Consider the following 22,276-nt stretch of genomic DNA (forward strand, 5'->3'; position numbering starts at 1 on the left):
CCCGCCTTCCACGTTCGCGCCGAAGAGGCTCCGGAAGGTCAAATGCTGTCCGCAACCCGCAAGTTCGCCAAATCCTGGGTCGCCGCTGTGCTGATCGGCCTCCTGGTCGTCAGTTTCGCGATCTTCGGCATCAACGACGCCTTCAAAGGCAACTACACCAACGATGTGATCAAGGCTGGCTCGCGCCATGTCGCCGGTCCCGACTTCCGGCGGGAGTTCGATAATTTCCGCAAGGGCGCCGAGGAACAGACCAAGCAGCCCATCTCGCTCGAGCAGGCCGTTCAATTTGGTCTGGATAAGCGCCTGATGGAGGAAATCGCGACTCGCGAGGCCTTCGGCGCGATGCTGGAGAAGATCGGCATCCGTCCGTCGGACCGCCTGGTCAGCGGCGAGCTGCGCAAGATCCCGGCCTTCTTCAACCCGATCTCCGGCGCCTTCGACAAGGCGCTCTACGCGCAACGTCTGGGCGAGAACGGCCTGACGCCGGCGCGCTTCGACACCCTGATGCGCGACCAGATCGCCGAATCCCATACGGTCTCGGCCATGGTCAACGGCCTGCGGGTGCCCCGCGCCTACAGCGCCCTGGGCGCCGTCTACGAGATGGAATCGCGCGACGTCGGCTACTTCATGATCGACCCGCGCAGCGTCGCCCCGCCGGCCCTGCCGACCGACGCCCAGCTCAACGCCTTCATGAAGGAAAAGGCCGCCCAACTTACCCGGCCCGAGTTCCGCGTGCTCACGGTGGTGGCGTTCAGTCCCGCCATGGTCAGCGCCAACCTGCCGATCGACGAGGCCGAGGTTCAGAAGCGCTTCCAGTTCCGTAAGGACACCCTGAACAAGCCCGAGACCCGCTCGCTGGTCCAGATCCCGGTCAAGGACGCCGCGACGGCCCAGGCCGTCGCCGCCCGCCTGGCCAAGGGTGAAGATCCCTCGGCGGTCGCCAAGTCCCTTGGCGTCGAAGCGATCAACTATGTCGACAAGCCGCAGAGCGCCATCGCCGACAAGCGCGTCGCCGCGGCGGCCTTCGGCCTCAAGGCCGGCGAGGTCTCGCCCGCCCTCCAGGGTGACCTGGGCATGGCCGTGGTGAAGGTCGTCAACGTCGTCCCCGGACAAACGATCACCCTCGATCAGATCCGCCCGCAGATCGAAGCTGAACTGCGCAAGGACGCCGCGGCCGAGAAGGTCTACGCGCTGAGCCAAGCCTATGACGAAGCTCGCGGCGGCGGCTCCAACCTGGCCGAAGCGGCCAAGAAGGCCGGCGTGCCGACCATCACCATCGGCCCGGTCAGCCAGCAGGGCCAAGGCCCGCAAGGCCAGCCGGTCGCCGGCGTGACGCCCAAGCTGCTCGAAATCGCCTACGGCCTGCCGGCCGGCGGCGAGAGCGAAGTCCAGGACGCCGGCAACGGCGAATACTACGCCGTCCGCGTCGAGCGGATCCTCCCCAAGGCCCTGCCCGCACTGGCCGAGGTGAAGCCGGACCTGACCCGGGTGTGGATGATGACCGAGATGCTGAAGCGCCTGCAGACCCGCGCCGACGAGTACGCCGCCCGTCTGCGCAAGGGCGAAAGCCTGGAGACTGTCGCCGCGGCGGCTGGCTCCAAGGTCGCCCGCGTCGCCGGCATCGACCGTCAGAACGCGGCGCAGAACACCGCGCTGTCGCGTGACGCTCTAATGAAGGCCTTCGGCGCCAAGCCCGGCGAGATCTTCACGGCCGAAGGCACGCAGTTCGGCCTGATCGTCGGCAAGCTGGAAGCCGTCCGCGCGCCGTCCGGTTCCACCCTGGCCCGGATCACCGAGGATGCGCGGCCGCAGGTCACCATGGCCCTGTTCCGCGACCTCGGCGCCGCGGCCCGCAAGGCCGCCCGGACCGAAGTGAAGACCAAGATCTATCCCGACAAGGCGCGCGTGGCTCTCGGCCTCCCGCCCATCGGCAGCGACAAGACCGCCGGTGCGGCGGGTACGGCGGAGAAGGCGAAGTGACGATCGATCCTGCGTTTGCGGACTTTGAGGCGAAATACTCTCAAGGGGCGCCGCAGGTCGTTTGGACCCGTCTGATCGACGATCTCGAGACCCCGGTCTCGGCCTATCTGAAGATCGCTCACGGACGGCCTTACGCCTTCCTGTTCGAATCGGTGGAGGGCGGCGCCCATCGGGGCCGCTACTCCGTCATCGCCATGAAGCCCGATCTCGTCTGGAGATGCCGGGGCGATCAGGCCGAGATCGCGGTCGGCCCCGATATCGAGGCCGGGCGCTTCCAATCCCAGGCCGGCGGAGCGCTCGATTCGCTCCGCGACCTGGTGGCGCGCTCGCGTCTGGACCTTCCTGAAGGCCTGCCGCCGATGTCGGCCGGCGTGTTCGGGGCCATCGGCTACGACATGATCCGGCTGGTCGAGCGGCTGCCGAACATCAATCCCGACCCGCTGGACCTGCCCGACGGCCTGATGATCCGGCCCTCGATGATCGCGATCTTCGACGCCATCGCCCAGGAGATCATCCTGGTCACGACGGTCCGGCCCTCGGAGATCACCGCCAAGGCGGCCTATGACGACGCCAAGGCCCGCCTGGCCGAAGTCGTCGCCGACCTGCGCGGGTCGGCCCCGCCGCTGGCCGGGACCGCGACGCCGCAGCCCGACAGCTTCACCACCCCGGTGAGCCGCGAGGACTATCACCGCATCGTGGCGCGGGCGAAGGAGTACATCCTGGCCGGCGACATCTTCCAGGTCGTGCCCAGCCACCGGTTCCGCGCGCCCTTCGCGCACGACCCGTTCGCGCTCTATCGGTCATTGCGGCGGACGAACCCCTCGCCGTTCCTGTTCTATCTGAACTTCGGCGACTTCCAGCTCGCGGGCTCCTCGCCTGAGATCCTGGTGCGGTTGCGCGATGGCAAGATCACCATCCGTCCGATCGCCGGCACCCGTCCGCGCGGCGCCACGGCCGAAGAGGACCGCGCGCTCGAGGCCGAGTTGATGGCCGACCCCAAGGAACGCGCCGAGCACCTGATGCTGCTCGATCTGGGCCGCAATGACGTGGGCCGCGTCGCCATGCTGAAAAGCACCGGTTCCAACGAACCGCCGCAGCCCTCGCGCGGAGCCCGCGTGCGGGTGACCGACTCGTTCTTCGTCGAGCGCTACAGCCACGTCATGCACCTGGTCTCCAACGTCGAGGGCGACGCCCCCGAGGGCCTGGACCCCATCGACGTGCTGATGGCCGCCCTGCCCGCCGGCACGCTGTCCGGCGCGCCCAAGGTGCGGGCGATGGAGATCATCGACGAACTGGAGCTGGAAAAGCGCGGCATCGCCTATGCGGGCGCGGTCGGCTACTTCGGCGCCGACGGCTCGGTGGACACCTGCATCGTCCTGCGCACCGCCTGCTTCAAGGACGGCCAGATGTACGTCCAGTCCGGCGGCGGCGTGGTCGCCGACAGCGATCCGGACGCCGAATACGACGAGACCCTGCACAAGGCCCGAGCCCTGCGCCGCGCCGCCGAAGAGTCCTGGCGATTCGTCTAGGGCGTGCGCTCGACCACGTGCTGGGTGGTCACTGGCGGGGCCATGATCATGGCCCCGGCCAGGGCCAGGGCGGCGATAGCCGCGAACCCAGCCGCCGCCAGGGCGGGCCACACGCGTTCACGCGCCACCGGCGCTCGCAGGAGCGCTCTGGCATAGGCCATCTGTTCAGGGTCGAGGACAGAATCGGGCGGCGACATGACCACAACATCCGGTGAACGGGCCTCGTCCGCAATCCGGGGCCTTGGCGGCAAGCCAAGCGGAGCCTAGAGAAATCTGATGATCTTGGTGATCGATAACTACGACAGCTTCACCTACAACCTGGTTCACTATCTGAACGAACTGGGCGCGGAGACGCTGGTCTATCGCAACGACGCGCTGAGCGTCGAAGAGGCCCTTGGCCTCAAGCCCCAGGGCGTGCTGCTGTCGCCCGGTCCCTGCACCCCCAACGAGGCCGGCATCTGCCTGGCCCTGCTGGAGGCCGCCCCCGTCGACCTGCCGATCCTTGGGGTCTGCCTCGGCCACCAGGCCATCGGCCAGGCCTATGGCGGCGACGTGGTCCGCGCCAAGCATGTGATGCACGGCAAGACCAGCCCGATCATCCACGAGGGCAAGAGCCTCTTCGCCGGCCTGCCCAACCCGTTCACCGCGACCCGCTATCACAGCCTGTCGGTCGAGAAATCGACATTGCCCCCGGTGCTGGAAGTGACCGCCTGGACGGAAGACGGCGAGATCATGGGCTTCCAGCATCGCAACCGGCCGATCCACGGGGTGCAGTTCCACCCCGAATCCATCGCCACCGAGGGCGGCCACGCCATGCTGGCCAACTTCCTCAAGCTCGCGGGCGTTGAGCCCCAGGTCGACGCCTAAACATGTCAGACGCATTCAAGCCGCTCCTGAGCCGCCTGGCTGACGGCGGCACCCTCACCGAGGACGACGCCGGCGAGTTCTTCGCCGCCTGCCTGCGCGGCGAGCCCACTCCCGCCCAGGTCGCCGCCGCCGTCACCGCCATGCGCATGCGCGGCGAAACGACCGGCGAGATCACCGCCTGCGCCCGCGCCATGCGCAAGGCCGCCATCACGCTCGACCACCCGTTCCAGGTCATGGACGTCTGCGGGACCGGCGGCGACGGGCTCCACACCCTCAACGTCTCGACCGCGGTGGCCTTCGTCGCCGCCGGCGGCGGCCTCAAGATCGCCAAGCATGGCAACCGCGCCGTCTCCTCGCGCTCCGGCGCGGCCGACGTGCTGGCCGAACTAGGCGTCAATGTCGCGGCCTCGGCGCAGCAGCAGCTCCGCGCCCTGGACGAGGCCAATGTCGCCTTCTTCTTCGCGCCGGCCCACCACAGCGCCATGCGGCATGTGGCGCCGATCCGCACCGACCTCGGCTTCCGCACCATCTTCAACCTGCTCGGTCCGCTGACCAATCCGGCCGGCGCGCAGCGTCAGGTGATGGGCGTGTTCGCCGACCGTTGGGTCGAGCCCCTGGCCCGGGTGCTGGGCGCTCTGGGCGCCGAACGCGCCTGGGTCGTTCACGGCGGCGGCATGGACGAGATGACCATCACCGGCGAGACCAGCGTCGCCGAATATCGCGACGGTCAGGTCCGGCTCTTCACCGTCACGCCGGAGGCCGTCGGCCTGCCCCGCGCGGCCCTGGCCGACATCACCGGCGGCTCCCCGGCCCAGAACGCCGTGGCGCTGCGCGAACTGCTGGACGGCGCCAAGGGCGCCTACCGCAACATCGTGCTGCTCAACGCCGCCGCGGCTTTCCTGGTCGGCGAACAGGTCGAGACCCTGCGCGACGGGGTCGACCTGGCCGCCCAGATCCTCGACGACGGCCGCGCCAAGGCCGCCCTGGCCAAGCTCATCGAGCTCACCTCCGAACCGCAGAGCGTGGCATGAGCGACATCCTCGACAAGATCGCCGCCTACAAGCGCGACGAGGTCACTGAGCGTAAGGCCCTGCGCAGCCTGGCCGAGCTAGAGGCCGCGGCCCAGGCCGCCTCCCCGCCCCGTGGTTTCCGCAAGGCGCTGGAGCGCGCGCACGCGCCCGGAAAGCTCGCCCTGATCGCCGAGATCAAGAAGGCCTCGCCTTCGAAGGGCCTGATCCGCGAAGACTTCGATCCGCCGTCCCTGGCCCAGGCCTACGAGGCCGGCGGCGCGGCCTGTCTGTCGGTGCTGACCGATGGGCCGAGTTTCCAGGGCGCCGACAGCTTCCTGGCCGCCGCCCGCGACGCCGTCGCCCTGCCCGCCATCCGCAAGGACTTCCTGGTCGATCCCTGGCAGGTCGCCGAGTCTCGCGCTCTGGGGGCCGACGCCATCCTGGTGATCCTGGCCATGGTCGACGACGTCGTCGCCGCCGAACTGATGGCCGAGGCCGCGCGCCTGGGCATGGACGCCCTGGTCGAGGTCCATGACGAGGACGAGATGGCGCGCGCCGGCAAGCTGGGCGCGAAGCTGGTCGGGGTGAACAACCGCAACCTGCGCACCTTCGAGACCGACCTGGCGATCACCGAGCGGTTGGCTCCGGCCGCCCCCGCCGACGCCCTGCTGGTCACCGAAAGCGGCATCTTCACCGCCCTCGACGTCACCCGCCTCGAACGCTCCGGCGCCAGGGCGATGCTGGTCGGCGAGAGCCTGATGCGCCAGGCCGACGTCACGGCCGCCACCCGCGCCCTGCTGGGCTGAGTCGGCGCCAACTTCGTTCCGAACGGTCGGAAAAAGCTAAGCCTTTCAAAGGCTCGGCGGTAACTTGACATTAACCAGGAACACCTAGAGAACATTCGTAACGTTTGCGCTTTGTTCTCCAAGGGCTCCTAGGCCATGCTCACCCGTAAGCAGCACGAACTTCTCATGTTCATCCATGAGCGGATCAAGGAAACCGGCGTCTCGCCGTCGTTCGACGAGATGAAGGAGGCGCTCGATCTGGCGTCCAAGTCCGGCATTCACCGCCTGATCACGGCGCTGGAGGAGCGCGGCTTCCTACGCCGCCTGCCCCACCGGGCGCGGGCTCTGGAAGTGGTGAAGCTGCCGCAGCAGGCGACCACGACCGCGCCGCCCAAGGGCCGCTCGCCCTTCAAGCCGCAACTGGTCGATCCGGGCGACGCGCCGCCCCTGCCGGTCGCCAACGACACCCGCGACCTGCCGATCCTCGGCCGCATCGCCGCCGGCACGCCCATCGAGGCGATCCAGCAGGAACGCGACCGGCTTCCGGTGCCCGAGACCATGCTGGGCGCGGGCGAGCACTTCGTTCTGGAGGTCCAGGGCGACTCGATGATCAACGCCGGCATTCTCGACGGCGACTATGTCGTGATCCGTCGCACCGACTCGGCCAATTCCGGCGACATCGTCGTGGCCCTGGTGATGGGCGAGGAAGCCACCCTGAAACGCCTGCGCCGCAAGGGCGCGTCGATCGCGCTTGAAGCCTCCAACCCGGCCTACGAGACCCGCATCTTCGGTCCCGACCAGGTTCAGGTTCAGGGCCGGCTCGTCGGCCTCATCCGTCGCTACCACTAGGGCCGGTCCAGGGGCGCTGGCCGCGAAGGTCCTGCGCCCAGACCACCCGCCACCCCGCCGGCGTCCGATGGAGCTCGGCTGATCCGCCGCGGGCGAAGTCGGCCTCTGTCAGGGTCAGCGCCTTGGGGCACGCAGGCGCCTAGCCCCGCACGATCACCACCTCGGCCCAGTCGCAGAACAGCGGCAGCTTGCGCACGATGGTCGAGGCGCGTCGGGTCATGATGGCCGCCACCCGCGGCGTCGCCACGCCGGCTCTCGGCGCGCAGGACCAGCGATCGCAGTCATGGCTGGTCTCGACCCCGCCGATGCCGTCAAAGAAGGCGTCACGGGCGAAGTCGTAGGATCCCGGACTGGCCGGCGGCGGCGGCGGCGGCGCGTTCAGCATTCCCCGTACCGAGACCACGGTTCCCGGCGCCGGCAGCGTATCGTCATCCTGCAGCGTCACCCGCACCCGGATCGGCGTTTCCGCAGGCGACAGCCCGCTGATCTGGATCGGCGCCAACAGCAATCGCGGCCCGCCCTGGCCAGGACTGGCCACGTCGACGACAAAGCCCTCGATCGTCCGCACCCCGCCCCCGGCCGGAGCGATCGGCGCCCGCACGCTGTCGGTCCGCAATTTGCCGGCCGCGAACCCCGCCAGCGCGAAGGCTGTGAGACTGAGCGCGATCGTCAGCGGCCGGCCGAGACTCCAGCGCGCGCAGGCCGCCACCAGGGCCCCGGCCAGGGCCAGGACCGCGAACCCCACGGCCGCCGGGGGTTCAGCCGGGAGCGCCAGATAGATCGCCGCCCCAATCCCGAAGGCCACAGGCGTCCACAAGGTCCATCGATCAGACTGCACGAGAGCTTGATCGCGCCACCATGCTGCGATGCGGCAAATGCTAGGACGGTCACGAAACGTCGTGCTAAGAGGCGCCGCGCGCACCCCGTGCGCCCCTGCGTCAGCCATACCCACGAGTTCTATGTCCGACCGTCCCGTCGTCACCCGGATCGCCCCCTCGCCCACCGGCTCTATGCATATAGGCACGGCACGGACGGCGCTTTTCAACTGGCTTTACGCCAAGCACACCGGCGGCAAGTTCCTCCTGCGCATCGAGGACACCGATCGGGAGCGCTCGACCGAGGCCGCCGTCCAGGTGATCTTCGATGGTCTGGCGTGGCTGGGCCTGACTCCGGACGAAGAACCGGTCTTCCAATTCGCGCGCGCCGAGCGCCACGTCCTGGCCGCCCAGGAACTGCTCGCCAAGGGTAACGCCTATCGTTGCTACATGACGATCGAGGAAACCTCGGCCGAGCGCGAGATCGCGCGCGCCGAAGGCCGCGCCATCCGCTCGCCCTGGCGCGACTCGGGCGCCAATTTCAACGACCGCCCGCACGTGATCCGGTTCAAGAGCCCGCAAGAGGGCGAGACCGTGGTCCGCGACAAGGTGAAGGGCGACGTCACCTTCCAGAACAAGGATCTCGACGACCTGATCCTGCTGCGGACCGATGGGACGCCGACCTACAATCTGGCCGTCATCGTCGACGACCATGAGATGGGGATCACCCACGTCATTCGCGGCGACGACCACCTGAACAACGCCGCGCGCCAGACGCAGATCTACGAAGCCCTGGGCTGGGAAGTTCCGGTCTGGGCCCACCTGCCGATGATCAACGGCCCGGACGGCAAGAAGCTGTCCAAACGCCACGGCGCCCAGGCGGTCAGCGAATTCGACGACATGGGCTACCTGCCCGAAGCCATGCGCAACTACCTGGCCCGGCTGGGCTGGGGCCATGGCAATGACGAGATCTTTTCCGACGACCAGGCCGCGTCCTGGTTCGAACTGGAAGACGTGGTCGGCGCGCCGGCCCGCCTCGACTGGGACAAGCTCAACCACCTCAACAACCACTATATCCGGCAGGCCGAAATCGGCCGGCTCGCGGACCTCGTGACCGCGATCCACAAGAGCCGCGACCACGCCCTGCATGACGGCGACCAGGACATCCTGCTGCGCACCATCCCGCTGGTGCGGGACGGCGCCAAGACCATGCTCGAACTCACCGACGCCACGGTCTTCGCGCTCAAGCGCCGGCCGCTGGAACTGCCCGAGAAGATCAAGGGCATGCTGAGCGAAGAGACCCGTGCGCGGCTGGGACGCCTGCGCCAGGCGCTCGAGGCTCAGGCCGCCTGGGAGGTCTCCGACCTGGAAGCGGCCCTGCGCAGCTTCGCCGAAAGCGAAGGCGTCGGCATGGGCAAGTTCGGCCCGGCTCTGCGCGGTGTTCTCTCAGGAGGGTCACCTGCGCCAGACCTGGCCGGAGCCCTTGTGAGCTTGGGAAAATCGGAAAGTTTAGGGCGCCTTGACGACGCGCTTTCACAAGCCGCGTAAGGCGGTATAAGGCTCGCCGAACAGGCGTTTAATATTACATGCGGAAGGGATGGCATGGGCGATACGGCTAAAGTGAATTTCGACGGCAAGACCGTCGAGTTGCCGATCCTGAAGGGAACCGACGGTCCTGCCGTCGTTGATATCCGAAAGCTGTACGCCGAAGCCGACGTCTTCACCTACGACCCCGGCTTCACGTCGACGGCGAGCTGCGAAAGCAAGATCACCTTCATCGACGGCGACAAGGGCGTCCTGCTGCACCGCGGGTATCCGATCGCGCAGTTGGCTGAAGAATCGAGCTTCCTGGAGGTCTGCTACCTCCTGCTGAACGGCGAACTGCCGGACGCCAAGGAATTCGAGACCTTCGAACACAACATCACCTATCACACGATGCTGCACGAGCAGTTCGATAGGTTCTTCATGGGCTTCCGTCGGGATGCTCACCCGATGGCGATCATGGTCGGCGCCGTCGGCGCTCTGTCGGCCTTCTATCACGACAGCACCAACGTCGATGATCCGGAACAACGGATGATCTCGTCGCACCGGCTGATCGCCAAGATGCCGACGATCGCGGCGCGCGCCTTCAAGTACTTCCGTGGCCAGCCGTTCGTGCACCCGCGCAACGACCTGTCCTATTCGGAAAACTTCCTGCGCATGTGCTTCTCGGTCCCGGCCGAGGATTGGAAGCCGAACCCGGTGCTGACGCGGGCCATGGACCGCATCTTCATCCTGCACGCCGACCATGAACAGAACGCCTCGACCTCGACCGTCCGTCTGGCCGGTTCGTCGGGCGCCAATCCGTTCGCCTGCATCGCGGCCGGCATCGCCTGCCTCTGGGGCCCGAGCCACGGCGGCGCGAACGAAGAAGCGCTGAACATGCTCAAGGAGATCGGCACCGTCGATCGCATTCCTGAGTACGTTCAAGGTGTTAAGGATCGCCGCTATCGCCTGATGGGCTTCGGTCACCGCGTCTACAAGAACTACGACCCGCGCGCGACCGTGATGCAGAAGACCTGCCACGAAGTGCTCGCCGAAGTCGGCCACGGGGATGACCCGCTGCTGAAGGTCGCGATGGAGCTGGAAAAGGTCGCCCTGAGCGATCCGTATTTCATCGAACGCAAGCTCTACCCGAACGTCGACTTCTACTCGGGCATCACCCTGCGCGCTCTGGGCTTCCCGCCCGAGATGTTCACCGTGCTGTTCGCTCTGGCCCGCACCGTGGGCTGGATCTCGCAGTGGAAGGAAATGATCGAGGATCCGTCGCAGAAGATCGGCCGTCCGCGCCAGCTCTACACCGGCGCCCCGGCTCGCGATTACGTCCCCGTCGACAAGCGCTAAACGCTTCAGACGCACCTAGAATGATGGCCTGGCTCCCGCGAGCCAGGCCATTTTTCGTTGTGGGGCGAGCATCCTCTTCAGATCGTCATGGCCGCCCCCGGTGACGACCAACTGAGAGGCGGTCGGACGTCGAGCTCGGCTCTAGGCCTTGCGCTCCGCCAACAGCTTCAACACCGCATCGGCGGCGGCTTCTGAGGGGTTTGGCCCGCCGCGCCCCATGGTCACCAGGGCCTCGCTCTGCGCCTGGGCCTGGCGGCGGCGCAGTTCCGGATCATCCAGACGCTTGGAGATCTCGCGCGCCAGGGCTGGGCCATTGCAGTCGTCCTGCACCAGTTCAGGCGCCACGAAAGCCTTAGCCGCGATATTGAACAGGGTGATGTAGGGCGTCCGGATCAAATGCTTCAGGATCGCGTGGGTCAGGGCGCCCAGGCGATAGCCGACCACCATCGGAACGCCGGCCAGGGCCAACTCCGTCGTCACCGTGCCTGAGCAGGCTAGGGCCACGGTGGCGGCCTTCATGGCGTCGAGCTTGGCGCTCTCCCCCTCGACAACGTGGGCCCAGGCCCCGGCCTGCGCCTTGACGGCCTCGGCGACGGTCGGAGCAGCCGGGATCACGACTTCAAGATCAGGTCGCGCGGCCTTGAGAATGGCGACCGCCTCGGCGAACGGCGGCAGGATGCGCGAAATCTCGCCCGGACGGCTGCCCGGCAGCACCAGCAGCAGCGGAGCATCCTGGCGCACGCCGAGCCGGCGACGCAGCCGATCGCCGTCCGCCACCGAGAAGTCGATGGTCAGGGCCGAGTTGCCGACAAAGGTCGTGGGCAGACCCTCGGCTTCAAAATAGGGCGCGTCGAACACGTGGATCGACAGCAGATGGTCCACCGCCGCGGCCAGGGTCTTGGCCCGGCCCGGACGCGTCGCCCAGACCTGGGGCGCCACGTACTTCACCAAGGGCAGTTTCGGGTCGAGCTTCCGCAGACGCTGGGCGACGCGCAGGGTGAACCCCCAGGAGTCGATCAGCACCACCACGTCGGGCTTCTCGCGGACCGCCAGGGCCACAGTGTCCTCAACCCGCGCCATCACCCGGCGATAGGCCAACAGCCCCTCCAGGAGGCCCAGGATCGACAGCTGGGAGATATCGAAGGGGCTTACGACCCCTTCAGCGGCCATCCGCTCGCCGCCGACGCCGACAAAGCGCACGCCATCCCCGAGCCGACGTCGCAACGCCTGCGCCAGCCCCGCGCCACGGTCATCCCCCGAAGCCTCGGCGGCGACCAGCATGACGCATAGCTGTTTGGTCACGGCGCCGCCGGCGGCTCCACGCCGACCACGAACAGGCCAAGCTCGTCGGCCAGTTGGATGACGGCGTCGCGGTCCAGCACCAGCAGGCCGCCGGCCTGGCCAGCAACGCCCGCCAGCCCGGCCTGGGCCGCACGCCGGATGGTGTTCAGGCCGATGGTCGGCAGGTCGATACGGGTTTCCTGGATCGGCTTGGGCGCCTTGGCCAGCACGCCGCGCGGCGCGTCGGGGCCGCCGCGGATCGTGCGGGGCAGTTCGGCCACCCGTCGCAGCATGGCGTCGGTGCCCTCCTGAGCCTCGACCGCCAGGACCAGGCCGTCGCAGACCACGGCCCCCTGCCCCACATCCAGCTCACCGATGGCGCGTGCGACCGTCAGGGCGCGCTCGACGTCGGCCATCTGTTGTTCGTTGGGCGTCACGGCGCCGAGCGCGCCGACCGGCAGGGTCAGGTCGCCCATCACCTCGTGAGCGCCTTCGACGGCGAAGCCTTCCTTCTCGAATTCCCCGACCAGGGCCCGCAACAGGGCGTCGTCGCCCTTACGCGCCGCGGCGATCACGCTCGGCAAGGCCAACAGGCCGCGCAGGTCCGGCGTGAGCGACTTGAAATCGGGCCGGTCCACGGTCCCGACCAGGGTCACGGCCTTGCAGCCGGCGCGCTTGAGCGCCTTGAAGCACTTGCCCAGCTCGGCCAGGCCGATGTCGGCGCCGGGATAGCGGGCGATCTCGGGACCGGAAAAGCCCTTGAGCCGCACGATGAAGAACGGCCGGCCGGCCTGTTCGCAGTGCTGCGCGATCTCGACCGGCAGGTTGCCGCCGCCGGCGATGAGGCCAAGTTTCTGCACGACCTAGATCTCCCGTACCGGCAGGCACAGCGGACGGCTGGCGTCGGCGCGGATGAAGTCGATGATTTCCATCACCTCGGGGCTGCCGGAATAGGTCTCGACCGTGTCGTCGAGCCGCTCCTGGAAGGTGCCCTCGTCGGCGAACAGCATGCGATAGGCCGCTCGCATGATGTTGATGCTCTCACGGCTGAAGCCGCGACGCTTCAGGCCAAGCAGGTTCAGGCCTTCCAGGTGGGCGTGGTTGCCCCAGACCGAGCCGTAGGGGATGACGTCCTTCACCACGGCGGCCAGACCGCCGATCATGGCGTGACGCCCCACCCGGGTGCGTTGGTGCACGGCCGCCAGGCCGCCGACGATCACGAAATCGCCGATCTCGCAGTGACCGCCCAGGGTCGCCTGCTTGGTCAAGATCACCTGGTCGCCGACAACGCAGTCGTGGCCGACATGACTCTCGATCATGAACAGGCCGTCCGAACCCACCTTGGTCACGCCGCCGCCGCCGGCGGTGCCGGTGTTCATGGTGGCGTGTTCGCGGATCAGGTTGCGATCGCCGATCACCAGTTCGGTCGGCTCGCCCTTATAGGCGGTGTGTTGCGGCGGCCCGCCCAGCATCACGAACGGATAGAGGACGTTGTCCTCGCCGACCGTGGTGTAGCCGTCGACAACCACGTGGGAGGCCAGTTTGGTCCGCGCGCCCAGCTTCACATTGGGGCCGACCGTGCAGAACGGGCCGATCACGACGCCGTCGGCCAGTTGCGCCTTGGGGTCTACGACCGAACTGGAATGGACCTCGACGCTCATGGGGTCTCCACCAGCATGGCTGCGAACTCGGCTTCAGCGGCGGTCTTGTCGCCCACCAGCGCCTTGCCCTGGAACTTGAACAGGCCGCCACGCGCGCGCAGGACCTTGACGTGCATCTTCAGCACGTCGCCAGGACGTACCGGTTGGCGGAAGCGGCAGTTGTCGACCGAGGTGAACAGAATGGTCTTGCCCACCCGGTCGACGTTCAGCGACTTCGACATCAGGACCGCGCCGGTCTGGGCCATCGCCTCGACGATCAGCACGCCAGGCATCACCGCATAGTCCGGGAAGTGCCCCTGGAAGAACGGCTCGTTGATGGTCACGCATTTGATGCCGACGATGGATTCGTTCTGGCGATATTCCTCGGCCCGATCGACCAGCAGGAAGGGATACCGGTGAGGTATCCGCTCCATGATCTCGGCGATGTCGATAGTGGGTTCGGCCACGGCCGCGTCATTGCTCATTTATCCGCTCCCTTGCGGTTGGCCGATCTCGAGAGCCACGCGACTTCACGCATCCAACGGCGAATAGGCTGACCAGGGACACCGCCCCAGGTTTCGCCTGCCGGGATATCACGGAAAACCCCGGCCGCGGCCGCCACCTGGGCGCCGTCGCCGATGTTGACATGGTCGGCGACGCCCGCTCGGCCGCCAAAGGCCGCGCCGTCACCGATGACGACGCTGCCCGAAATGCCGGTGTGAGCGGCCATGACGCAGTTTCGTCCCACGCGCACGTTGTGGGCGATCTGCACCAGGTTGTCGATCTTGGTGTTCTCGCCGATCGAGGTGTCGTCAAAGGCCCCGCGATCGATGCAGGTGTTGGCGCCGACCGTGACGCCGTCCTGCAAGATCACGCGGCCGAGTTGCGGAATGTCGACCACGCCCTTGGCGCCGCCCGCCGCGCCGAAACCCGGCTCGCCGATCACGGCGCCGGCCAGGATCCGCACGCGGTCGCCCAGCAGGGCGAAGCCCAGCGTCACGTTGGCGCTGATCACGCAGTCGCGGCCAATGGCGACGCCGGGTCCGATGACCGTATTGGCGCCGATCTCCGTCCGCGCGCCGATCCGCGCGCCAGGACCGACCACGACGCCGGGCGCCAGAACGACGTCTTCCTCGAGCACCGCGTCGGACGAGACCGCCAGGTCGCCGCAATGCCGTCGAGGACGGTGCAGGCGGTTGGCGGCGGCGGCGTAGGCCGCCTGCGGCAGAGGCGTCACCAGGGCTGCGCAGCCTTCAGGAACCAGGTCCTTGTCACGCGCCATGACGAACACCGCGCCGGCCTTGGCCGCGGCCAGGTCGGGGGCGTACTTGCGGTCGGTCAGGAAGGTGATGGTGTCGGGCTGGGCGCTGGCGAGCACCGCCACGGCGCGCACCTGGCGCGAACCATGGTCTGACACGAGGAGTTCGGCGCCTGTCAGACTCGCCAGATCGGCGAGCGTGACAGGGCCAAGGTCTTCAAAGAAGCGGGGGTCGGGCATCGAAATCCTTCGGCTCCCCCCGCCTTTATCGCGAGTCGGGCCCTACTTGCGGGTCGCGGGCGCCGGAGTTTGCGCGGGGGCGACCGCCTGGTCCAGACGTTCCCGATCAAACGCGAACTGAGTGATCTTCGCGTTCAGCGCCGTGACGACCGGCTGGCTGATATCCATGGCCGGGTTGGCGATGACCACCGAGTCACGGTTCAGCAACATGCTGCACTGACGCGACTGATAGACCTGACGGATGATCGGGTCGAGCTCCTGGCCGACGCGGCCAATCGCCTTCTGCTGGGTCGCGCCGAGCTCGCGCTCGCGCAGCTGAGCCTTACGCTGGAAGGCGTTGGCCTTGACCTGCAGGGCCGAGGCGCGGGTCTCGAGCGTGTTCTGGTCGAGGGTCGCGCGTTGGCCTTCAAGCGTCTTGGCTTCGTTCTGAAGGGCGGCTTCTTCAGCCTTCAGTTCTGCCTGAACCTGGGTGGCGATCTGCTGCAACCGGGTTTGGACGTACTTGCCGACCGTCGAGGTGGTGATCGCGCCTTCCAGCGAGACCACGCAAACGCCGGGGATCGCCGGGCCATGACTGACCGTCGGGGCCGCGGCGGCGGGCGCGGCGGCTTGCGCGAAGGCCGCGGTCGACATGGACGCGGTGATGGCGGCGACGCAGGTCGCCGCGACGAGGGCTTTGATCGTCATGAGGAGTTATCAGAACCTGGTTGAGGTGGAGAACCGGAACGTTTCGGTCTTGTCGTAGTCTTCTTTGGCCAAAACTTGGCTGAAGTCGAATCGGATCGGGCCCATCGGCGAGCGCCAGAAGACCGAGAGACCGGCCGAGGCGCGCAGGGCCAGGTCGTCGTGGATCAACGGGTCGACCGTGCCGTCGGCCTTCAGCTTGTCCTTGTCGTCGAGCAGGCCAAGCGTGCCGACGTCGGTAAACAGCGCCGCCTTGATCCCGTACTGCTCGGGCAGGAAGGTCGGGATCGTCAGTTCGGCCGAGCCGATGGCGTAGGCCCGCCCGCCGAGCGAGTCGGAGCGGCCGAAGTTGGTGTCGCGCGGGCCGATACCGGCCGTCTCGAAGCCGCGGAAGTTGTTGCCGCCCTTGTAGAAGCGGCTGTTGACGCGAACCGTGTCCCCGCTCCAGCCAGCGATGTAACCGCCCTGGGCCGTCACGTTGAGGATGAAGTCCTTGCTGAACCCGTGCCACCAGCCGCCGGTCACTTCAGTGCTGAGATAGTTCACGTCGCCGCCGATACCGGCCAGATCCTGGCTGATGTCGAAGCGGTAGCCGCGGGTCGGATTGATCGGGTCGTTCCGACGGTCGTACAGGTAGGTGTAGCCGACCAACGACGTCAGATACTGGCCGCGCTGGGCGCAGAGCGACAGCGACACCAGCGGCGCGTTCGGATCGCAGTAGGAAGAGTCGATCTGCACGTCTTCCTGACGCAGCGTATAGCGCGTCGACATCCGCGAATTCAGCGTCAGCGGGAAGGCCATGCGGATGTTGCCGCCGACCGTGACCGTCTTGTAGGCCGAGTATTCCGTCAGGTCGTAGCGATAGGAATAGAGGTCGACGCCGGCCCCGAGATCGCGACCCAGGAAGCGCGGCTCGGTGAAGCCGAAGTCGATCTGCTGACGCAGCGAACCCACTGAAACCCGTGCGCGAACGCTCTGGCCGCGGCCGCGGAAGTTCCGTTCGGTGACGCCCAGGTCGAGCACCAGCTGGTCGACCGAGGAATAGCCGGCGCTGAACGACAGTTCGCCCGTGGGCTGCTCTTCGACCTTGACCTGCAGGCCGGTCCGATCGGGCGCCGAACCTGGCACCTCGTCGATGGTGACGTCCTTGAAGAAGCCCAGGGCGCGGATGTTGTTGCGCGAGCGGTCGACCAGGGCGCGGTTGTAGGCGTCGCCCTCGACCAGGTTCAACTCGCGGCGGATCACGTAGTCCAGGGTGCGGGTGTTGCCGGTCACGTCGATGCGCTCGACATAGACCCGCGGCCCTTCACGAACCTGGAAGACCACGTCGACCAGGCCGGTTTCGCGGTTGGGCGTGTAGCGCGGACGCACGTCCACCGCCGCAAAGCCCGCCGCGCCGGCCGCGAAGGTCAGCGAGTCGGTGGCCTGCTCGATCTTCTCGTCCTGATAGATCTCGCCCGAGCGGATCGGGACAAGCTGCTGAAGGACGTTCTTGTCGAGCTTCTGGAGTTCGGTCTCGACCGAGATCTTGCCGAACTTGTACTCCTGGCCCTCTTCGAGGGTGTAGGTGATCGCAAAGCCGTTCTTGTCCGGGGCCAGCTCGGCGATCGCCGAGGCCACGCGGAAGTCATAGAAGCCGCGGTTGCGGTAGTGCTTGCGCAGCTGTTCCTTGTCGTACTCGAGCCGGTCCGGATCGTAGTTCGCGTTGGTCGAGAAGAATTTGTACCAGCTGGTCTGCTCGGTCACGACCACGTCGCGCAGGTCGTTGTCCGAGAATTCCTTGTTGCCCAGGAAGTTGACGCGCAGCACCCCGCTCTTGGGGCCTTCATTGATCTCGAAGATCAGGTCGACGCGCTTTTGCGGCAGTTCGACGATCTTCGGCGTGACGGTGGCCGAGATCCGGCCCGACCGGCGATAGAGCTCGACGATGCGCTGGACGTCCTGCTGCACCTTGGCGCGGGTGAAGATCCCGCGCGGGCGGACGGTGACCTCGTCGCGCAGCTTCTCCTCCTTGAGGCCGGAGTTCCCCTCGAAGACCACCTTGTTGATGATCGGGTTCTCGACGACCGTGACGATCATGTCCGCGCCCTGAAGATCGATCTTCACGTCGGCGAACAGGTCGGTGCGGAACAAGGTCTTCAGCGCCAGGTCGGCCTTGGCCGGATCCAGGATCTCGCCGGGCTGGATCGGCAGATAGGACAAGACGGTCGATTGCTCGATCCGCTCGTTGCCGCGGACGATGATCCGCTGCACCACGCCCGACTGCTGGCCTTGGGCCTGGAGCGCAGGCGCTGGAGCCGCTTCCTGCGCCAGCACGGCGCCAGGCAGGGTGAGCGCCGTCGTCCCCATCAACAGGGCGAGGCCGGAGGCGAGCGCGGCGCCGTTGGCGCGGGTTCTTTGCATCGTATCAGCCGTCAACGGAAAAGGGCGGGTCAGGAGAACACGCCGCCAAGGATTTTGAACACACGCAGTTGCTGCAGATCGTTCCAGGTGGCGAACAACATCAATCCCAGCAGCAGCGCAAGCCCCACGCGGTAGCCCGCGGCCTGCACCTTCGCCGCGACCGGCCGGCGCGCCACCGCCTCATAGGCGTAGAACAGGAGATGACCCCCATCCAGGACGGGAATTGGCAACAGATTCATGAAGCCGATGCTCACTGAGATGAACGCCGCGAGCTGGAGCAGATTGACCCCGCCGCCGAGGATCATGCTCCCGACGTCAGGCGCCCCCGCGGCGCCAGCCTGCACCACCTTGCCCGAGGTTCGCGCGATTCCCAGCGGACCGCTGAGCTGATCGGCGGCCACCTGGCCCGTCACCATGCGGCCCAGATAGTAGACCGTGGTCTCCAGCGTGCGCCACGTACGCTCCGTACCGCCGGCCAGGGCCTGGATCGGGTTGTAGGTCAAATGGACATAGTCGGCCTTGGACTGAGCCGGCGCGAGGCCGAGCATGCCCTGGCGCCGCTGGCCGGCGACCTTGTCGCTGCGCACGACCCATTCAGGGGTGGCGACGATCTCGATCTGGCGCCCTGCCCGCTCGACCACGAAGTCAGTCGGCACATTGGCGCGAACCTGGACCAGCTGGGCCAGCTCGTCGAAGCCCTTGATGCTCCGCCCCTCGGCCTTCAGCACCAGGTCTCCGGCCATGAAGCCCGCGCGCGCGGCCGGGCTGCCCGGCTGCACAGAGGCGATCTTCGGCGGCAACACATACTGGCCGAACGCCAGCAGCAGGGCCGCGAACAGCACGATGGCCAGGGCGAAATTGGCCAACGGCCCGGCGGCGACCACGATGGCCCGCTGCCAGAGCGGCTTGAAATGGAAATAGCGGCGGACGGCGTCATGCCCCTCCTCGGCCTCGATCTCGCGGCGGAGGTTCTCGAGGTTCTCGCGGTCAGGCACGCTGGAGGCGTTCTCGTCGCCCGAGAAGCGGACATAGCCGCCGAGCGGAATCCAGCCGACGCGCCATTCGACGCCGGACTTGTCGGTCCAGGACGCGATCGCCTTGCCAAAGCCGATGGAGAACCGGTCGATGGCCACGCCGAAGCTCTTGGCGGCCAGAAAGTGGCCCAGTTCGTGGATGGTCACCACCAGGCCCAGCACCAGGACGAAGGGGACCACGAATGTCAGGGCGGTGAGGATGAATTGGATCACGGGCGGTATTCCTCCAGGATCCTAGCGGGCCAGGCCGCTGACGACATCATGGGCCACACGCCTGGCGTTCGAATCCGTTTGCCGAGCCCGTTCAAGCGTATCGCCCTCCGACGCGACCGGAAGGCCCAGGGCCTCCACGCGTTCAAGGGTCTCGGCCACTGTGGCCGCAATATCGAGAAACCCAATCTTGCGGTCAAGGAAGGCGGCCACTGCGACCTCGTTGGCGGCGTTCATCACCGCAGGCGCGGCCCCACCGGCCGCCAATGCTTCTTTGGCGATCTTCAAGGCGGGAAAACGGCGCAGGTCGGGTTCTTCGAAGGTTAGTTGACCGATCTGGGCCAAATCGAGCTTCGGCGCGGGCCAGGGCAGCCGGTCAGGCCAGGCGAAGGCGCAAGCGATCGGGGTGCGCATGTCGGGCGCGCCGAGCTGCGCCAGGGTCGATCCGTCGGCGTACTCGACCAGGCTGTGAATGATCGACTGCGGATGCACCAACACGTCGACCCGTTCGGCCGGCATCGCGAACAAGTAGGCGGCCTCGATCATCTCGAGCCCCTTGTTCATCATGGTGGCGGAGTCGACGGAGATCTTCATGCCCATGTCCCACTTGGGGTGGGCGATCGCCTGCTCAGGGGTCGCATGGGCCATCTGCTCCATGGTCCAGCCCCGGAACGGGCCGCCCGAAGCGGTCAGGATCAGCCGCGAGACGTGCTGGGCGTTCATCGGGTCCAGCACCTGGAAGATCGCCGAGTGCTCGGAATCGACCGGGATCACCGCGCCGCCCGCGAATTTGGCGGTCCGCAGCAGGGACGGCCCGGCGCAGACCAGGCTTTCCTTGTTGGCCAGGCCGATCACGGCCCCGGCCTTGGCCGCCGCCAGCGTCGGCGCCAGCCCGGCGAAGCCCACGATGGCCGACATCACCCATTGCGCGTCCGCCGCGGCCGCGTCGACCACCGCGCCGGCCCCCGCCGAGGCCTGGACGCCCGAACCCTTCAGGCGGTCGCGCAGTTCGGCGTACTTGGTCTCATCCTCGATGACGGCCAGGGTCGGACGCCAACGCAGCGCCTGTTCGACCAGCCGGTCCACGTTCTTGCCGGCGGTGAGCGCGCGGACCTCGACCTCGGCTCCCGCCTTGTCCAGCAGGTCCAGGGTCGAAACCCCGACCGATCCTGTAGAGCCCAGCACGCTGACGCGACGCGGAAGAGTCAATTCGCCCATCCCCAATGGTTGATCAGGCGGGCCCCGGCCAGAACGACGGCTGCGAACATCAACCCATCGACCCGATCAAGCAAACCCCCATGTCCGGGAATCAGGTCGCCGGAGTCCTTCACGCCGAACCGGCGCTTGAGCATGGACTCCCAAAGGTCGCCGGCCATGGTCGCCAGACCGCCGACCAGGCCGATCAGCGCCCCGGCCTGGAGGCTCAGCACGATGTCGCTGAACGCCGCCATGGCGACGCCGGCGCCGGCCGCGGCGAGCAGGCCGCCGATGAAGCCCGACCAGGTCTTGTTAGGGGAGAAACGCGGCCAAAGCTTGGGGCCCTTCAGCGCGCTGCCGACCGCGAAGGCGGCGATATCGGCCGACCAGGCCACGACGAACAGCAGCACGGTCCATTGCCGGCCCTCCGGCATGGAGCGCAGCCAGACGAGGCAGATCACCGGGATGGCGAGATAGATCGCGCCGAACGCCGCATTGGTGGGCCGCTCGGCGACGCCGCGCGCCACCAGGGCCGCCGCCGCCGCGCCCACCGCCACCGCGCTCCAGGCCAGCGGCATCCGCCCGTCATGGGCCAGGAAAGCGCCTGCGAGGATCGCGACGGTCAGGGCCGTGGAGACGCGGACCGGCGCGTAGGGCGCGGTCATCGCTCCCCACTCGATGGCCAGCAGCGCTACGGCGACCGCCACCAGGACCAGGAACAGCCAGCTGAAGCCCGGATAGTCGGCGAACCAGACAGCACCCAGCACCGCAGGCACCAGGACCGTGGCCGAGGCGACGCGTATGCCCAGATTGGACCAGTCGAAGCGTCTAGCCGGCGGCAAGGACATTATCGGCCACGGCGCCGCCGTATCGCCGCTCACGCTTTTGATATTCCGCGATGCCTTCGGCCAGGTGTCGCGGCGTGAAGTCCGGCCAGAGCACGTCCTGGAAGACGAACTCGGAATAGGCGGACTCCCAGAGGAGGAAATTGGAGAGGCGCTGTTCGCCGCTGGTGCGGATCACCAGGTCGGGAGCCGGCAGGCCGCCGGTCGAGAGCTTGGCTTCCAGCAGTTCGTCGGTGATGTCGTCGGCGGTGATCCGGCCTTCGGCCACATCAGTCGCCAAGGCGCGGGCGGCGTCGACCAGATCGGCGCGGCCGCCATAGTTGAAGGCCACCTGCAGGAAGAACTTGTCGTTATGGGCGGTCTGGCGCTCGGCCCGCTCGACGATCTCGGCGACGTCCGGCGGCAGCCCTTCGCGACGCCCCAGGATGCGGACCTTCACGCCCTCGCGCACCAGCTTGTCGAGGTCGGAGTTCACATAGAGCTTGAGCAGCCGCATGACCTCGGCGACCTCGCCAGCCGGGCGACGCCAGTTTTCCGTCGAGAAGGCGTAGAGCGTCAGCCAGCGAATCCCCTGGTTGGGGGCCGCCTCGACCACGCGCCGAATCGCATCGACCCCCTTCGGGTGGCCGACCTGACGCGGCAAGCCACGACGTTTCGCCCAGCGGCCGTTGCCATCCATGACGATGGCCACGTGCAGGGGCGCGTGCGGCGCGGGCTGCTCTTGATCGACCGTAGCCATGGGGTTCCCGTTCGTCCTCGATCCGGT

At 67.5% G+C, this 22,276-nt stretch carries 21 protein-coding genes; 8 read left to right on the plus strand and 13 right to left on the minus strand.

Annotation, left to right across the window (positions count from 1 at the left end; all coding sequences use genetic code 11):
• The first annotated feature begins 42 nt into the window (after positions 1 to 42).
• On the plus strand, positions 43 to 1,980 hold the full coding sequence (locus ASE02_RS11975) for a peptidylprolyl isomerase (protein WP_056734427.1): 1,938 nt from the start codon (positions 43 to 45) through the stop codon (positions 1,978 to 1,980).
• Complete coding sequence (trpE, locus tag ASE02_RS11980; protein ID WP_056734429.1) at positions 1,977 to 3,509, plus strand: anthranilate synthase component I; 1,533 nt, start codon at positions 1,977 to 1,979, stop codon at positions 3,507 to 3,509. Before ASE02_RS11975 ends, trpE begins: the two co-directional genes overlap by 4 nt.
• On the opposite strand, the gene ASE02_RS11985 is transcribed toward trpE, so the two are convergent.
• On the minus strand, positions 3,506 to 3,706 hold the full coding sequence (locus ASE02_RS11985; protein WP_056734431.1) for a hypothetical protein: 201 nt from the start codon (positions 3,704 to 3,706) through the stop codon (positions 3,506 to 3,508). The genes trpE and ASE02_RS11985 overlap by 4 nt on opposite strands.
• A 79-nt stretch (positions 3,707 to 3,785) precedes the next feature.
• On the opposite strand from ASE02_RS11985, the gene ASE02_RS11990 reads away from it, so the two are divergent.
• From ASE02_RS11990 to lexA, 4 genes are all read left to right on the plus strand, one after another.
• Positions 3,786 to 4,376 (plus strand): aminodeoxychorismate/anthranilate synthase component II, encoded by a 591-nt coding sequence (locus ASE02_RS11990; protein WP_056734433.1) that lies wholly within the window; start codon positions 3,786 to 3,788, stop codon positions 4,374 to 4,376.
• A 2-nt stretch (positions 4,377 to 4,378) separates the two neighbouring features.
• A complete protein-coding gene (gene trpD / locus ASE02_RS11995) occupies positions 4,379 to 5,407 on the plus strand; it encodes an anthranilate phosphoribosyltransferase (RefSeq protein ID WP_056734435.1) in 1,029 nt (342 codons plus the stop codon).
• Positions 5,404 to 6,192: an indole-3-glycerol phosphate synthase TrpC gene (gene trpC, locus ASE02_RS12000; RefSeq protein ID WP_056734437.1), complete on the plus strand. Its 789-nt coding sequence runs from the start codon at positions 5,404 to 5,406 to the stop codon at positions 6,190 to 6,192. Before trpD ends, trpC begins: the two co-directional genes overlap by 4 nt.
• A 135-nt stretch (positions 6,193 to 6,327) precedes the next feature.
• Positions 6,328 to 7,020: a transcriptional repressor LexA gene (gene lexA / locus ASE02_RS12005; protein ID WP_056734439.1), complete on the plus strand. Its 693-nt coding sequence runs from the start codon at positions 6,328 to 6,330 to the stop codon at positions 7,018 to 7,020.
• Positions 7,021 to 7,159: 139 nt separating this feature from the next.
• Here lexA and ASE02_RS12010 read toward each other — a convergent pair whose 3' ends face one another.
• Positions 7,160 to 7,858 carry a DUF4131 domain-containing protein gene (locus ASE02_RS12010; protein WP_162257166.1) on the minus strand — a complete coding sequence of 233 codons (699 nt, stop codon included), beginning with the start codon at positions 7,856 to 7,858 and terminating at the stop codon, positions 7,160 to 7,162.
• A 121-nt stretch (positions 7,859 to 7,979) separates the two neighbouring features.
• On the opposite strand from ASE02_RS12010, the gene gltX reads away from it, so the two are divergent.
• The gene (gltX, locus tag ASE02_RS12015) at positions 7,980 to 9,383 is read left to right on the plus strand and encodes a glutamate--tRNA ligase (RefSeq protein ID WP_056734448.1); all 1,404 of its coding nucleotides are present in this window, start codon (positions 7,980 to 7,982) and stop codon (positions 9,381 to 9,383) included.
• Positions 9,384 to 9,437: 54 nt separating this feature from the next.
• Positions 9,438 to 10,718: a citrate synthase gene (gltA, locus tag ASE02_RS12020; RefSeq protein WP_056734450.1), complete on the plus strand. Its 1,281-nt coding sequence runs from the start codon at positions 9,438 to 9,440 to the stop codon at positions 10,716 to 10,718.
• A gap of 141 nt (positions 10,719 to 10,859) precedes the next feature.
• Here the strand turns inward: gltA and lpxB are convergent, their stop codons facing one another.
• The 11 genes from lpxB to ASE02_RS12075 are packed head-to-tail and all read right to left on the minus strand — an operon-like array spanning position 10,860 to position 22,249.
• Entirely contained in the window at positions 10,860 to 12,020 is a 1,161-nt protein-coding gene (gene lpxB / locus ASE02_RS12025; RefSeq protein ID WP_235536679.1) for a lipid-A-disaccharide synthase, read from the minus strand.
• Positions 12,017 to 12,859 (minus strand): LpxI family protein, encoded by an 843-nt coding sequence (locus tag ASE02_RS22340; RefSeq protein WP_056734455.1) that lies wholly within the window; start codon positions 12,857 to 12,859, stop codon positions 12,017 to 12,019. The genes lpxB and ASE02_RS22340 overlap by 4 nt, the downstream gene beginning before the upstream one ends.
• A 3-nt stretch (positions 12,860 to 12,862) precedes the next feature.
• Entirely contained in the window at positions 12,863 to 13,660 is a 798-nt protein-coding gene (gene lpxA / locus ASE02_RS22345; protein ID WP_056734458.1) for an acyl-ACP--UDP-N-acetylglucosamine O-acyltransferase, read from the minus strand.
• Positions 13,657 to 14,124 (minus strand): 3-hydroxyacyl-ACP dehydratase FabZ, encoded by a 468-nt coding sequence (fabZ, locus tag ASE02_RS12040; protein WP_056734460.1) that lies wholly within the window; start codon positions 14,122 to 14,124, stop codon positions 13,657 to 13,659. Before fabZ ends, lpxA begins: the two co-directional genes overlap by 4 nt.
• Positions 14,121 to 15,137, minus strand: coding sequence for a UDP-3-O-(3-hydroxymyristoyl)glucosamine N-acyltransferase (lpxD, locus tag ASE02_RS12045; protein WP_056734461.1), 1,017 nt, complete (start codon positions 15,135 to 15,137; stop codon positions 14,121 to 14,123). Before lpxD ends, fabZ begins: the two co-directional genes overlap by 4 nt.
• Positions 15,138 to 15,179: 42 nt before the next feature.
• Positions 15,180 to 15,824 carry an OmpH family outer membrane protein gene (locus ASE02_RS12050; RefSeq protein WP_056734462.1) on the minus strand — a complete coding sequence of 215 codons (645 nt, stop codon included), beginning with the start codon at positions 15,822 to 15,824 and terminating at the stop codon, positions 15,180 to 15,182.
• A 9-nt stretch (positions 15,825 to 15,833) separates the two neighbouring features.
• Entirely contained in the window at positions 15,834 to 18,224 is a 2,391-nt protein-coding gene (gene bamA, locus ASE02_RS12055; RefSeq protein WP_056734465.1) for an outer membrane protein assembly factor BamA, read from the minus strand.
• 29 nt (positions 18,225 to 18,253) lie between these two features.
• Complete coding sequence (gene rseP, locus ASE02_RS12060; RefSeq protein WP_369818550.1) at positions 18,254 to 19,471, minus strand: RIP metalloprotease RseP; 1,218 nt, start codon at positions 19,469 to 19,471, stop codon at positions 18,254 to 18,256.
• A gap of 21 nt (positions 19,472 to 19,492) precedes the next feature.
• The gene (locus ASE02_RS12065) at positions 19,493 to 20,686 is read right to left on the minus strand and encodes a 1-deoxy-D-xylulose-5-phosphate reductoisomerase (RefSeq protein WP_056734466.1); all 1,194 of its coding nucleotides are present in this window, start codon (positions 20,684 to 20,686) and stop codon (positions 19,493 to 19,495) included.
• Entirely contained in the window at positions 20,674 to 21,516 is an 843-nt protein-coding gene (locus ASE02_RS12070) for a phosphatidate cytidylyltransferase (protein WP_056734930.1), read from the minus strand. The genes ASE02_RS12065 and ASE02_RS12070 overlap by 13 nt, the downstream gene beginning before the upstream one ends.
• Positions 21,494 to 22,249, minus strand: a complete 756-nt coding sequence (locus tag ASE02_RS12075) for an isoprenyl transferase (RefSeq protein ID WP_056734467.1) — start codon at positions 22,247 to 22,249, stop codon at positions 21,494 to 21,496. The genes ASE02_RS12070 and ASE02_RS12075 overlap by 23 nt, the downstream gene beginning before the upstream one ends.
• Between the last annotated feature and the right edge of the window lie 27 nt (positions 22,250 to 22,276).

It is taken from the genome of Phenylobacterium sp. Root700 (genome assembly GCF_001429025.1).
GTDB lineage: Bacteria > Pseudomonadota > Alphaproteobacteria > Caulobacterales > Caulobacteraceae > Phenylobacterium.